Source organism: Streptomyces sp. NPDC033136 (genome assembly GCF_055578235.1).
Window position 1 is genome coordinate 426,816 of the sequence record NZ_JBVIPD010000004.1, and the last position, 12,914, is coordinate 439,729.

At 70.6% G+C, this 12,914-nt stretch carries 10 protein-coding genes; 1 reads left to right on the plus strand and 9 read right to left on the minus strand.

Going from position 1 to position 12,914, the window contains the following annotated elements; translation table 11 throughout:
* The first annotated feature begins 235 nt into the window (after nucleotides 1-235).
* Complete coding sequence (gene murA / locus ACZ5TL_RS10255; RefSeq protein WP_468588929.1) at nucleotides 236-1,576, plus strand: UDP-N-acetylglucosamine 1-carboxyvinyltransferase; 1,341 nt, start codon at nucleotides 236-238, stop codon at nucleotides 1,574-1,576.
* 169 nt (nucleotides 1,577-1,745) lie between these two features.
* Here the strand turns inward: murA and ACZ5TL_RS10260 are convergent, their stop codons facing one another.
* From ACZ5TL_RS10260 to ACZ5TL_RS10300, 9 genes are all read right to left on the minus strand, one after another.
* Nucleotides 1,746-2,027, minus strand: a complete 282-nt coding sequence (locus tag ACZ5TL_RS10260) for an HU family DNA-binding protein (RefSeq protein ID WP_003990598.1) — start codon at nucleotides 2,025-2,027, stop codon at nucleotides 1,746-1,748.
* A 336-nt stretch (nucleotides 2,028-2,363) separates the two neighbouring features.
* On the minus strand, nucleotides 2,364-3,797 hold the full coding sequence (locus ACZ5TL_RS10265; RefSeq protein ID WP_468588930.1) for an NAD-dependent malic enzyme: 1,434 nt from the start codon (nucleotides 3,795-3,797) through the stop codon (nucleotides 2,364-2,366).
* 352 nt (nucleotides 3,798-4,149) lie between these two features.
* Nucleotides 4,150-6,489 (minus strand): HelD family protein, encoded by a 2,340-nt coding sequence (locus ACZ5TL_RS10270; protein ID WP_468588931.1) that lies wholly within the window; start codon nucleotides 6,487-6,489, stop codon nucleotides 4,150-4,152.
* A 60-nt stretch (nucleotides 6,490-6,549) separates the two neighbouring features.
* Nucleotides 6,550-7,377 carry an anti-sigma factor family protein gene (locus ACZ5TL_RS10275; protein ID WP_468588932.1) on the minus strand — a complete coding sequence of 276 codons (828 nt, stop codon included), beginning with the start codon at nucleotides 7,375-7,377 and terminating at the stop codon, nucleotides 6,550-6,552.
* Nucleotides 7,377-7,898 (minus strand): sigma-70 family RNA polymerase sigma factor, encoded by a 522-nt coding sequence (locus tag ACZ5TL_RS10280; protein WP_010039908.1) that lies wholly within the window; start codon nucleotides 7,896-7,898, stop codon nucleotides 7,377-7,379. Before ACZ5TL_RS10280 ends, ACZ5TL_RS10275 begins: the two co-directional genes overlap by 1 nt.
* A 352-nt stretch (nucleotides 7,899-8,250) precedes the next feature.
* A complete protein-coding gene (locus ACZ5TL_RS10285) occupies nucleotides 8,251-8,844 on the minus strand; it encodes a CGNR zinc finger domain-containing protein (protein WP_468588933.1) in 594 nt (197 codons plus the stop codon).
* Between the two features lie 181 nt (nucleotides 8,845-9,025).
* Nucleotides 9,026-10,177 (minus strand): uroporphyrinogen-III synthase, encoded by a 1,152-nt coding sequence (locus tag ACZ5TL_RS10290; RefSeq protein WP_468588934.1) that lies wholly within the window; start codon nucleotides 10,175-10,177, stop codon nucleotides 9,026-9,028.
* Nucleotides 10,178-10,294: 117 nt separating this feature from the next.
* Nucleotides 10,295-11,683, minus strand: coding sequence for an MFS transporter (locus tag ACZ5TL_RS10295; protein ID WP_468588935.1), 1,389 nt, complete (start codon nucleotides 11,681-11,683; stop codon nucleotides 10,295-10,297).
* 189 nt (nucleotides 11,684-11,872) lie between these two features.
* Nucleotides 11,873-12,838, minus strand: a complete 966-nt coding sequence (locus ACZ5TL_RS10300; protein ID WP_468588936.1) for a hypothetical protein — start codon at nucleotides 12,836-12,838, stop codon at nucleotides 11,873-11,875.
* Nucleotides 12,839-12,914: the final 76 nt, after the last annotated feature.

The following is a 12,914-nucleotide window of genomic DNA, read 5'->3' on the forward strand; positions in this document are numbered from 1 at the left end:
ATCTTCCCTGTCCGTGGGGAGGCAATGGGGGTATGGGAGTGCGTGCAGCTCAGGGCGCACGGGTGCGCGTCCTGCGCATGGACGTGACGGTGACCCCACGTGCCCGGGGCGGAACGGTTCGTGTTGTGACAGAGCTATGACGTGGCTGGGTCTGACTCAGGCTTACTGAAGGGGGGTGGTGGGCGATTACCCTTTCCCTCCTGGCCCCTGCCCGACTCCACGGAACGCGAGATTCATGACCGTCAACGACGATGTCCTGCTTGTCCACGGCGGAACCCCGCTGGAGGGCGAGATCCGTGTCCGCGGTGCGAAGAATCTCGTACCGAAGGCCATGGTCGCAGCGCTGCTGGGCAGCGCTCCGAGCCGGCTGCGCAATGTTCCGGACATCCGCGACGTTCGGGTCGTACGGGGTCTGCTGCAGTTGCACGGTGTGACGGTCCGTCCGGGTGACGAACCCGGCGAACTGGTGATGGATCCGACGCGCGTGGAGAGCGCGAACGTCGCTGACATCGATGCCCACGCGGGTTCGAGCCGTATCCCGATCCTGTTCTGCGGACCGCTGCTGCACCGGCTCGGTCACGCGTTCATCCCCGGCCTCGGCGGCTGCGACATCGGCGGCCGGCCCATCGACTTCCACTTCGAGGTGCTGCGGCAGTTCGGCGCGAAGATCGAGAAGCGGGCGGACGGCCAGTACCTGGAGGCGCCCCGGCGGCTGCGCGGTACGAAGATCCGGCTGCCCTACCCGTCCGTCGGCGCGACCGAGCAGGTGCTGCTGACGGCCGTCCTCGCGGAGGGCGTCACGGAGCTGTCCAACGCGGCCGTCGAGCCGGAGATCGAGGACCTCATCTGCGTGCTGCAGAAGATGGGCGCGATCATCGCGATGGACACCGACCGGACGATCCGCATCACCGGTGTGGACCAGCTCGGCGGCTACAACCACCGCGCCCTGCCGGACCGCCTGGAGGCCGCGTCCTGGGCGTCCGCGGCGCTGGCGACCGAGGGCAACATCTACATCCGTGGCGCGCTGCAGCGCTCGATGATGACGTTCCTGAACACCTACCGGAAAGTGGGGGGTGCTTTCGAGATCGACGACGAGGGCATCCGCTTCTGGCACCCCGGTGGCCAGCTGAAGTCCATCGCGCTGGAGACGGACGTCCACCCCGGCTTCCAGACCGACTGGCAGCAGCCGCTGGTGGTCGCCCTCACGCAGGCCACGGGCCTGTCCATCATCCACGAGACGGTCTACGAGTCCCGCCTCGGCTTCACGTCCGCGCTGAACCAGATGGGCGCGCACATCCAGCTCTACCGCGAGTGCCTGGGCGGCTCCGACTGCCGCTTCGGCCAGCGCAACTTCCTGCACTCGGCGGTCGTCTCGGGCCCGACCAAGCTGCAGGGCTCCGACCTGGTCATCCCGGACCTGCGCGGCGGCTTCTCGTACCTCATCGCGGCCCTGGCGGCCCAGGGCACGTCCCGGGTGCACGGCATCGGCCTCATCAACCGCGGCTACGAGAACTTCATGGAGAAGCTCGTCGAGCTCGGCGCGAAGGTCGAACTGCCGGGCAAGGCGCTCGGCTGAGGCCCGTTGTGCCCTGGTCCCACACACGCCGATGGGCGGCCACCTGGATTCAGGTGGCCGCCCATCGGCGTTTCTACGGCTCTCGGTGGCGCGCCCTCGAAGGGCGCGGGGCACCGCGCGGCCGGCCGGAGACGGCCGGCAGGTGCCCACGGCGCACGCGAGGGGACGGTTACTTGCCCTTGGCCGCTTCCTTGAGCTTCGAGCCCGCGGAGACCTTCACGCTGTAGCCGGCCGGGATCTGGATGGGCTCGCCGGTCTGCGGGTTGCGGGCGGTGCGAGCGGCACGGTGGGTGCGCTCGAAGGTCAGGAAGCCGGGGATGGTGACCTTCTCGTCGCCCTTGGAGACGATGTCGCCGACGACGTCGGCGAACGCGGCCAGCACGGCGTCGGCGTCCTTGCGGGTCACCTCGGCGCGGTCGGCCAGCGCGGCCACCAGCTCACTGCGGTTCATGTTGTTACTCCCGTGTTCATCTTGCCGTTGAGGCGTCAGATCGAAGCCGATGCTGCCAGGGTCCTCCATGAGTCCCCGGACCCGGGTCCGTCGTCAGACCCTCGCGCCCAGGGACGCATCCTGCCTCTACCTGCGGCGGGAAAGCCAATCCGCACCCGCAGGAGTCGTGGGAACACCCTTGGGGAGTCACACGAAAAGAGGGCCTGAGCCTGGCGCCACGATAGCTCCGCTGCTGACAGGGGGCGTGCGACGCGCCGGGTTCCGGGCGGCCGTGGGGTTACTCACAGTCCGGGGGCCGGCGCCCCGGACCCCGGACCCGGCCCGGGGGCCTCGTCCTCAGACGCCGGACGGGCTGCCCACCGACGCGCCGACCGCCTTGGCGGCCTCCCGCACGGCCCCGGCGACCGCACCGGCGACCTTGTCGTTGAAGACACTCGGAATGATGTAGTTCGGGTTCAGCTCGTCCTCGGTCACCACGTCCGCGAGAGCGGTCGCGGCGGCCAGCATCATCTCGGTGTTGACGGTACGGGACTGCGCGTCCAGCAGACCGCGGAAGACACCCGGGAAGACCAGCACGTTGTTGATCTGGTTCGGGAAGTCCGAGCGGCCCGTGGCGACGACGGCCGCGGTCTGGCGGGCGATCGCCGGGTCGACCTCGGGGTCCGGGTTCGCGAGCGCGAACACGATGGCGCCGTCGGCCATGGCGGCCACGTCGTCGCCGTCGAGGACGTTCGGGGCCGAGACGCCGATGAAGACTTCGGCGCCGTGCACGGCCTCCTTGAGCGTGCCGGTGAGGCCCTCGGGGTTGGTGTTGTCGGCGATCCAGCGCAGCGCCGAGTCCGGGGCGGCGTCCACCAGGTCCTCCCGGCCGGCGTGCACGACACCGTGGATGTCGGCGACGACGGCGTTCTTGACGCCCGCGGCGATCAGCAGCTTGAGGATGGCCGTACCGGCGGCGCCCGCGCCGGACATGACGACCCGGATGTTCTCGATGGCCTTGCCCGTGACGCGCAGTGCGTTGGTGAGCGCGGCGAGGACGACGATCGCGGTGCCGTGCTGGTCGTCGTGGAAGACGGGGATGTCGAGGGCCTCGCGCAGCCGGGCCTCGATCTCGAAGCAGCGGGGGGCGGAGATGTCCTCGAGGTTGATGCCGGCGAAGCCCGGGGCGATCGCCTTGACGATCTCGACGATCGCGTCGGTGTCCTGGGTGTCGAGGCAGATCGGCCAGGCGTCGATGCCGGCGAACCGCTTGAAGAGGGCCGCCTTGCCCTCCATGACGGGCAGGGCCGCCTTCGGGCCGATGTTGCCCAGGCCCAGCACGGCGGAGCCGTCCGTCACGACCGCAACCGAGTTGCGCTTGATGGTGAGGCGGCGGGCGTCCTCGGGGTTCTCGGCGATCGCCATGCAGACGCGCGCCACGCCCGGCGTATAGACCATGGACAGGTCGTCACGGTTGCGGATGGGGTGCTTCGACGCCATCTCGATCTTGCCGCCGAGGTGCATGAGGAAGGTCCGGTCCGAGACCTTGCCCAGGGTGACGCCCTCGATGCCGCGGAGTTCCTCGACGATCTCGTCCGCGTGCGAGGTCGACGAGGCCGCGATGGTGACGTCGATACGGAGCTTCTCGTGGCCGGATGCGGTGACGTCGAGGCCGGTCACCGAGCCTCCGGAGGACTCCACGGCGGTGGTGAGCTGCGACACGGCGGTTCCGCTCGCGGGCACCTCCAGCCGGACCGTCATCGAGTAGGAGACGCTGGGCGCCGTTGCCATGGCCGACTTCCTCTGCTTTCACCTGACGCTGATTTGTGCCGTCCGATCGTCGCACCTACCGCTCAGTAGCAGGTAGCCACCTTGGATTGCGAACGTTTTGTTCGCGGAACAGGCCAGCAAAAAGAGACCCACGTCACGTGGACGTGGGTCTCTTCGGTTCTCTTCGGGTCTCTCCGGAAGTCAAGTGGCACCGGCCCGCCATGCTCGCCTCGCGGCAAGTGGTCGCTCGTAGCGACGAAGGTTGGGCCCGGGGGCTTGGATCGGGCCGGTGCCACATCCAGGCTAACAAACAGATCCCGCAAGGCCATTCCCGTACCGGGAGTTCATTTCGCCGGCAACGGGGTAACGGGCCTCAGTCCCTGAGCAGGTCCGGCACTCCGGCCCCGTCGGGCTCGTCCCGGTCGGCGGATACGACGGTGAGTTGCTGGGTGGCCCGGGTCAGCGCGACGTAGAGCACCCGCAGGCCGGCCGGGGACTCGTCGGCGATCTCCGCCGGGGAGACCACGACCGTCGCGTCGTACTCCAGGCCCTTCGCCTCCAGGCTGCCGAGCGCCACGACCCGGTCGCCGAGTCCGGCGAGCCAGCGGCGGGCCTCCTCGCGGCGTTGCATGGCGACGACCACACCCACCGTGCCGTCGACGCGCTCCAGCAGCCGGGCCGCCTCGTCGCGGACGGTTTCGGCCAAGGTGTTCCCCACGACCGTGAAGCAGGGTTCGACTCCGGTGGAGCGGACCGCCTTCGGGGACAGGGAGCCCGGCATGGCCAGGGCGAGGACCTTCGAGGCGAGCTCGGCGATCTCGGCCGGGTTGCGGTAGTTCACGGTGAGTTCGAAGCGGCGGCCGCGAGAGGGGCGGCCCGACGGACCTTCTTTGGAAGGGTGGTGGCGGGAGGCGGGCGGGCGGGTGCCGAGGGCCTCGTCGCGGGCCTGGGCGGCCTCGTCCGGGTCGGACCAGGAGGACTGGGCCGGGTCCCCGACGACCGTCCAGGTGGCGTGCCGGCCGCGGCGGCCGACCATGCGCCACTGCAGGGGCGTGAGGTCCTGGGCCTCGTCGACGATGACGTGCGCGTACTCGGTGCGCTCCTGCGCGAGGCGCTCGGCCCGCTCGCGCTGCGACTCCTCGCGCACCGGCATCAGCTCCTCCAGGCCGGTGAGCTGGTCCAGCGGGTCGAGTTCGCGCCTCTTGCGGGGGCGGGCGGGGGCGCCGAGGATCGCCTGGAGCTCGTCGAGCATCGCGATGTCGTGCACGGAACGGCCGTCGCGCCTGAGCGAGCGGGCGACCTTGCGGACCTCGCCGGGGTTGAGGATCCGCCGGGCCCAACGGCCGAGGCGCCGCTCGTCGGCCATGGCGTCCAGGACCGCGGCCGGGGTCAGCTCCGGCCACCAGGCGTCGAGGAACCCGATGAAGGCGTCCTCGGAGGTGACGTCCTCGTCGAAGGAGGAGCGCAGCTCGGCGGCGAGCTCCGGGTCGGTGTGCCGGCCGGCCGCGCCGGACTGCTCCCACAGGGCGTCCAGCAGGAGCTTGCGGGCGCGGGGACGCAGCAGGTTCACGGGGGCGGTGCCGCCGAGGGCGGCGCTGCGGATGCCCTCCAGTTCCCCGGCCTCCAGCTCCAGCCGGCGGCCGAAGGCGACCACGCGCAGCCGGGCCGGTGCGTCGTTCAGCTCCAGGGCTCCGCGCGCGGCCGTGCGCAGCACCTTGAGCATGCGGGACGAGCCCTTGGCGCGGGCCACGGCCGGGGAGTCGTAGAGCGTGGCCTCGCTGCCCTCGACGAGGGAGCCGATGGCGCGGATGGCGACCTGGCCCTCCTCACCGAGGGAGGGCAGCACGCCCTCGGTGTAGGAGACGAGCAGCGGGGTGGGCGAGACGATCAGGATGCCGCCCGCGTACCGGCGCCGGTCCTGGTAGAGGAGGTAGGCGGCGCGGTGCAGGGCGACGGCGGTCTTGCCGGTGCCGGGGCCGCCCTCGACGTAGGTGACGGACGCGGCGGGGGCGCGGATGACCAGGTCCTGCTCGGCCTGGATGGAGGCGACGATGTCGCGCATGGTGTGGCTGCGGGCCTGGCCGAGCGCGGCCATCAGGGCGCCGTCGCCGATGACGGCCAGCTCGTCCCCGTCGAGGAAGGCCTTCAGCTCGGGGCGCATCAGGTCGTCTTCCACGCCGAGCACCTTGCGGCCCTTGGAGCGGATGACCCGGCGGCGGACGACCCGGCCGGGGTCGACCGGGGTGGAGCGGTAGAAGGGGGCGGCGGCCGGGGCCCGCCAGTCGATGACCAGCGGGGCGTAGTCCTGGTCGAGCACACCGATGCGGCCGATGTGCAGCGTCTCGGCGATGTCGGCGGTGTTGTCCTCCCGCACCGCGCCCTCGGCGGGCTCCACGGCGGTGTACGCGCCGTCGGGGCCCTTCTTGCCGTCCTTGCCGCGCAGCAGGTCGATGCGGCCGAAGAGGAAGTCCTCGAACTCGTTGTTGAGCCGGTTGAGGTGGATGCCCGCGCGGAAGACCTGGGCGTCCCGCTCGGCGAGCGCGCCGGGCGTGCCGACCTGGCCGCGCTGGGCCGCGTCGTTCATGAGGAACTCCGCCTCGTGGATCTTCTCCTCGAGGCGCCGGTACACCCGGTCCAGGTGTTCCTGTTCGACGCCGATCTCTCTGTCTCTCAGGGAGTCGAGCGCGGATTCCTGTTGAGCCTGAGCGGCCACCGGGTCCCCTTCTGACGTGCTGGGCAGCCGTCCACCGTACGCGAAGGGGACCCCGTAAGGCTACGCGTCGACCTCGACCAGACGGTCGCCGTCGAAGGTCACGACCTCGAAGTGGTCGATCTGGTTCGGCTTGAACGCGGCGCCGCCCTGGACGTAGAGCGGCTCCTTGGCCTTCTCGGACTTGGCGTCCGGGAGGCCGTAGCCCCATTCCGGGACGGACCAGGAGGCCAGGGTCTCCCGCTCGCCGTTCTTGCCGACCGCGACGACGGCGCACTTGAGCGGGCCCTTGACGTTCTTCAGCTCCAGGACCATGCCCGTGCCCCAGTCCTTCTGCTGGAGGGCGACGGTGGCGGAGACCTTGGTGTTCGGGTCGGTGGCCGTGATCTTGTCGGAGATGTCGTCGAAGGCCGCCTTGGCGGGGCTCACCGCGAGCGGGCGGTTCTCCGCGCCGCCGCCGTCACCGCCGCCGTTCGTCGCGACCGCGACGAAGGGGCCGCCGATGATCAGCGCGCCGGCCGCGGCCACCATGTAGAAACTGCGGCGGCGCTTCTGGGCGCGGCGGTCGGCGACCTCGTCGACCAGCTTCTCCACCAGGCGTGGCCGGGGCTTCGCGGACAGCGAGTCGCCGATCGCGGGCGTGCCGGAACCGGGCAGGTCGGCGAGGGCGGCGAGCATCGGCTCCATGCCGGCCAGCTCGTCGAGCTGCTGGGCGCACCATTCACAGCCCGCGAGGTGGGCCTCGAAGGCGGTGGCCTCGGCGTCGTCGAGGATGCCGAGGGCGTAGGCGCCGACGGTCTCGTGCTCGTTCGGCACCGGAGACTCCTGCATGGGTCCAGACATACCCATGCCTCCCGTACCGAACCCCTGGTTACCCCCATAAACACTCATCACGCCGTCACCCCCCGCTCCTCCAGAGCCAGCTTCATCGAACGCAGAGCGTAGAAGACTCTGGAACGGACGGTTCCGCTGGGTATGCCCAGGGTCTCGGCCGCCTCGTTGACGGTACGTCCCTTGAAGTACGTCTCGACGAGCACCTCCCGGTGAGCGGGGGTCAGGTCGTCGAGTGCGTCCGACAGAGTCATCAGCCACAGCGCCTTGTCGATCTCGTCCTCCGCGGGGATGACCTCCAGCGGCGACGGGTCGACCTCCTGCGGCCGGGCCTGCCGGCTGCGGTGGCCGTCGATGACGATGCGCCGGGCGACCGTCACCAGCCAGGGGCGTACCGATCCGGTCGCCCGATTGAGCTGACCGGCGTTCTTCCAGGCACGGATGAGTGTCTCCTGCACGACGTCCTCGGCGCGCTGCCGGTCTCCGGCAACCAGACGCAGGACATACGCGAGCAAGGGTCCGGCGTGTTCGCGATAGAGCGCACGCATCAACTCCTCGTCGGGTTCCGAGGGCTGGGACATGCGATGTCGGGCCCTCGGTGCACGTTCATTGGCCACGACGGAATCCTTGCGCACGCCCACCTCCGGTGTCCGGGGGTTCCCCCAGTCGGTCGCTCCACAAGCCGTACGGAAGCGAGCCGTTGGGCGTTCAAAGAGGCGGGGAAGATTTCCTCGGGATGACGTGACGAGCGGGACATGAGAGCACATTCCCACCCCGCGTTCTTTACATATCCACCACATCGACAAGAACGAGCCAGGCTTTCCCTACGGGTGCGTAGGTAAACGGCATGTAATCGAAATCACTTCGACAGTGCACTCACAGAAGTCGCATTTAGGACAGGGAAATTGGGTGTAGCGGCCACCCAACTCCGTTTCAGGCGCGGGAGAGTGCCGCGCGGCGACGGTGCCGGGCGACGCGCTCGCGGTTCCCGCAGACCTCACTGGAGCACCAGCGCCTCCTGCGCCCCCGGGAGGTGTCGAGGTACACGATGGGGCAGTTGTCGCCTTCGCACTGCCGCAGGGCGGCGCGGGCGACGGGGTCGGTGAGCAGGTCCACGGCGTCCCGGGCGACCACCGCGAGCAGGGCGGCGCAGGAGGGCGAGGCGTCCAACCGCCGTACGAGTTCGCCGTCTTCGCCGCGGACGGCGCGCGGGGCGGGGGGCGCGGGCCGGGCCAGGTCGTTGACGCGCGCGAGTGCGAGGTCGTACGTCGTGACGGCGGACCCCCGCCACCCGCGCACCAACCGGCCGACCTGGCCCCGCAGTTCACGGAAGGCGACCGGCCAGGTGGCGTCGGCGTGGACCAGGGCGGTGTCCGCCGGGACGAGTCCGGAGCCGGTGATCCAGGCGCGCAGCACGTCCACGGAGTCCAGCCGCTCCTCCGGATGGGTGGTGGAGAGCAGGTCCAGGCAGATCCGCCCGGCATCGAACCGCAGCTCGTAGGAGGCCGTGGCCGTACCCAGTGCCATGTGCCTGTCACCGCCTAGGTCGGTGAGACGCCCGTGAGAGGGGGACGGGGAATCCGTTCCCTCTTACAGTGCCTGCCCCGCAACGCGCGGGAAACCCCTCGCACGGCCGCGCGGTCAGGAGGGGCGCGTGCGGCGGCACCGCCGGGACGCCGACGCGATCCCGCTCAACCCCTACGCGAACTCACGCGTCCGCGTACTTCGTCTCCGCCGCCGGGTCCAGCGCCAGGCGGTAGCCCCGCTTGACCACCGTCTGGATCAGCTTCGGCGTGCCCAGCGCGGTGCGCAGGCGGGCCATGGCCGTTTCGACCGCGTGCTCGTCGCGGCCCGAGCCGGGCAGGGCGCGCAGGAGCTCGGCCCGGGCCACGACCCAGCCGGGGCGGCGGGCTAGGGCGCGCAGGAGGGACATGCCCGCGGGCGGGACGGGCTTGAGGTCGCCGTCGACCAGCACGGCATGGCCGCGGATCTCCACGCGGTGCCCGGCGATGGGCAGGGCGCGTGCCCGCACGGGGAGTTCCTGGCACAGGAGCTGGACCAATGGGCCGAGGCGGAAGCGTTCGGGCTGGACGGTGTCGATGCCATGGGACTGCAGCGGCAGGGCCGTGACCGGGCCCACGCAGGCGGACAGGACGTCGTGGTTCAGGGCCGCCAGCACCTCGGGGAGCAGACCGCGTTCCTCCGCCCGGGAGAGGAGCGAGGCGGCGGCCGGGGCGCTGGTGAAGGTGACCGCGTCCAGGGACCGGGAGACCGTCGCGTCCAGGAGACGGTCGACCGGGCCGATGTCCTCCGGCGGCATCCAGCGGTAGACGGGCACCCCGACCACCTCGGCTCCGCCCTCCCGCAGCGCCTCCACGAACCCGGGCAGGGGCTCGCCGTGCAGCTGGATGCCGATCCGCTGCCCTTCGACGCCCTCCTCCAGCAGCCGGTCCAGCACCTCCGCCATGGACTCCGACGACGGCGACCACTCCTCCGTCAGCCCGGCGGCCCGGACCGCGCCCTTGACCTTCGGCCCGCGCGCCATGATCCGTACGCCGCCCAGCCGCGCCAGCAGGTCTTCGCCCAGGCCCCAGCCGTCCGCGGCCTCGACCCAGCCGCGGAAGCCGATCGCGGTCGTGGCGATCACGATGTCCGGCGCCTGCTGGATGATGTCCTTCGTCGCGGCCAGCAACTCGCTGTCGTCGGCCAGCGGCACGATCCGCAGCGCGGGGGCGTGCAGAACGGCGGCACCGCGCCGCTGCAGCAGCGCCCCGAGCTCATCGGCCCGGCGCGCTGCCGTCACACCCACGGTGAATCCCGCCAGTGGTCCGTGGTCCGGTCGCTGTTCTTCCTCGTACATGGCTCTCGTCCCGCACTCGAGTCGTCGTACTGCGTGGGTACGGCGTACCTACATGCCGATCGAGCCTGTCAACGGCTCGTGACAGGCCCGGATCGGCTTGATGTCGCTGGTGTTACGTCACACCTCCGCGTAGCTGAGCTGCGGCTTCGCCTCGGTCGCCGAGGTGGCCTGGGCCTTTGAGGGGGCCGGACGGCGAAGGTATACGGCCCAGGTGACCACGAAGCAGACGCCGTAGTAGGCGAGGAAGGCGATGAAGGCACCGGTTCCGGAGCCGACGGTGAGGAAGGACTGACGCAGCGACAGGTTGATGCCGAGGCCACCGAGGGCGCCCACCGCGCCGATGAGGGACATGGAGGCGCCGGACAGCCGGCGGGCGTAGATCGCCGCGCCCTCACCGGTCATTCCCTTGGCCGCGGCCTTGGCGCGGTAGATGCCGGGGATCATCTTGTACGTGGAGCCGTTGCCGATGCCGGTGAGGATGAAGAGGGCGATGAACCCGCCGATGAACAGCGGCAGGGACTCCTGCACCGACGCGGTGACGATGACCGCGGTGGCGACGGCCATGAGCCCGAAGTTGCACAGCGTTACCTTGGCACCGCCGATCCGGTCGGCGAGCTGCCCGCCGATGGGCCGGATCACCGAGCCCAGCAGCGGGCCGATGAAGGTGAGGGCGGCCGCCTGCAGCGGCGTACGGCCGAACTGGTTCGTCAGCACGAGTCCGAAGGCGAAGCTGTAGCCGATGAACGAGCCGAAGGTGCCGATGTAGAGGAAGGACATGATCCAGGTGTGCCCCTCCTTCACCGCCTCCTTGGCCGCCCCGGTGTCGTTGCGCACGGGCGCGAGGTTGTCCATGTAGCGGGCGCTCAGCACGGTCGCCAGGATGATGAGCGGAATGTAGATCGCCAGCAGGAGACGGGGGTGACCGGCGCCGACGAGCCCGATGACCAGCAGACCCAGCAGCTGGACGACCGCGACGCCGATGTTTCCGCCGCCCGCGTTCATGCCGAGGGCCCAGCCCTTGAGACGCAGCGGGTAGAAGTTGTTGATGTTGGTCATGGACGAGGCGAAGTTCGCCCCGCCCACACCGGTGAGGACCGCCACCAGCATGAAGGTGGAGTACGAGGTGCCGGGCTCCATCACGAACAGCAGTGCCGTGGTCGGCGCCAGCAGCAGACCCGCGCTGAAGATGGTCCAGTTCCGGCCACCGAAGCGGGCGACAGCGAAGCCGTAGGGCACCCGCAGGCAGGCGCCGACCAGGGAGGCGACGGCGACGAGGAAGAACTTGCCGGCGGGGTCGATGCCGTACTCGGGGCCCATGAACAGGGCGAGGACCGAGAACATGCTCCATACGGAGAATCCGATGTGCTCGGAGATCACCGAGTAGGTCAGGTTCCGGCGGGCGATGTGCTTGCCCTCCGACTCCCAGAAGGTCTCGTCCTCGGGATCCCACTGCTCGATCCAGCGAGACCCCTTGGGGGGTGTACTGACGGGGGTCGGGGCTGTCATCTCAGGCCTCCACGGTTCTCCGGGCTCAGGTCGCACTGCCAGTGGCTGGTCACGAAGGTAGGGAGGGCTCGTTTCCGGGCTGTGGCACCGGATGACCGGAAAGGCAATTTGCTCTCACCCGGCGGGGAGGGTGGATGAGAGGTCGTGTGGGTCGCCCCCTGCTCAAGGGCGGGACAGGGGGCGGGGGCGTCAGCGCTGCGGGGGCTGCCAGTGCGGGTGCTGCTGGGGGTGCGGCGGCTGGGCGCCCTGCTGCTGGGGGAAGGGCTGCGGCTGCCCGTACGGCGGCTGAGGCTGCTGCGGCGTGGCGTACGGGCCCGGGGGCTGGGGAGCGCTGTAGGGCCCCGGGGTGGGCTGGTGGCCGTACGGGCCCGGGGCGGCGGGCTGGGGAGGGTACGCACCCGGGGCCGGGGCGGCGTACTGCCCCGGGTACGGACCGGGGGCCGGGGCGGCGTACTGCCCCGCGTGGGGGCCGGGGGCCTGCCGGCCGTAGGGCCCGGCGGCGAAGGGGGTCCCCTGGCCGGGCATCTGACCTGGCATCTGGCCCCCGTACTGCCCCGGCAGCTGCGCACCCGGTGGCAGATACCGCACCCGACCGCCCTCATCGCTGATCGGCGCGAACCCGGCGGCCTGGAGACGGGCCGCGAACTTCGCGTTGCGCTTGCGCGTGACGAGGAGGCCGATGCCGAGGATGGCCATGATCAGCAGCCACATCGCACCGGCGACACCGAAGTCGAAGGACCCTCCCCCGGCGCGGAAGGCGAGGACGACGCAGCCGACGGTGCCGCCGAGGGCCGCGTACCCCATGCGCTTCTCGGCGTGCTTGCCGGTGAGGTCGAAGTTGATACGGGCCTTGAGGAGTTCGAACGCGTCGGGCACGAGCGGCGGCAGGGAGACGCCGTCGGCGGCGCCCGGGTACCGCGCCCAGTTCTGCGCGGCCCGGGCCCGGGCCTGCGGGCTGGGATCGGGCAGGATCAGCATGGTGAGCGCGCCGCCGCGGCCGCTGCTCTGCCGGACGTCCGCGTACTCGTAGCCGAACTGCTGGGCGACGAAGGCCAGCCGGGCGAGCTTCTTCACGGATGCCATCGGGCTGGTCAGCTCGACGGGTTCGCCACTCGCCATCAGCCGCAGCATCTTCTGTGTCTGCCGCTTACTCATCCACCGCTCCCCCGGGTCACCCACCGGCCACCGCTGTTCACACGCGCAACCCGGGCAGTTTTCCACACCGGCGCAG

What these genes read in the sequence shown, in the direction of transcription:
- ACZ5TL_RS10295 (WP_468588935.1), bottom strand. Translation starts at nt 11,683, where the DNA reads ATGACAGCCCCGACCCCCGTCAGTACACCCCCCAAGGGGTCTCGCTGG.
- ACZ5TL_RS10265 (WP_468588930.1), bottom strand. Translation starts at nt 3,797, where the DNA reads ATGGCAACGGCGCCCAGCGTCTCCTACTCGATGACGGTCCGGCTGGAG.
- ACZ5TL_RS10285 (WP_468588933.1), bottom strand. Translation starts at nt 8,844, where the DNA reads ATGGCACTGGGTACGGCCACGGCCTCCTACGAGCTGCGGTTCGATGCC.
- ACZ5TL_RS10275 (WP_468588932.1), bottom strand. Translation starts at nt 7,377, where the DNA reads ATGAGTGTTTATGGGGGTAACCAGGGGTTCGGTACGGGAGGCATGGGT.
- ACZ5TL_RS10290 (WP_468588934.1), bottom strand. Translation starts at nt 10,177, where the DNA reads ATGTACGAGGAAGAACAGCGACCGGACCACGGACCACTGGCGGGATTC.
- ACZ5TL_RS10280 (WP_010039908.1), bottom strand. Translation starts at nt 7,898, where the DNA reads ATGTCCCAGCCCTCGGAACCCGACGAGGAGTTGATGCGTGCGCTCTAT.
- ACZ5TL_RS10260 (WP_003990598.1), bottom strand. Translation starts at nt 2,027, where the DNA reads ATGAACCGCAGTGAGCTGGTGGCCGCGCTGGCCGACCGCGCCGAGGTG.
- murA (WP_468588929.1), top strand. Translation starts at nt 236, where the DNA reads ATGACCGTCAACGACGATGTCCTGCTTGTCCACGGCGGAACCCCGCTG.
- ACZ5TL_RS10300 (WP_468588936.1), bottom strand. Translation starts at nt 12,838, where the DNA reads ATGAGTAAGCGGCAGACACAGAAGATGCTGCGGCTGATGGCGAGTGGC.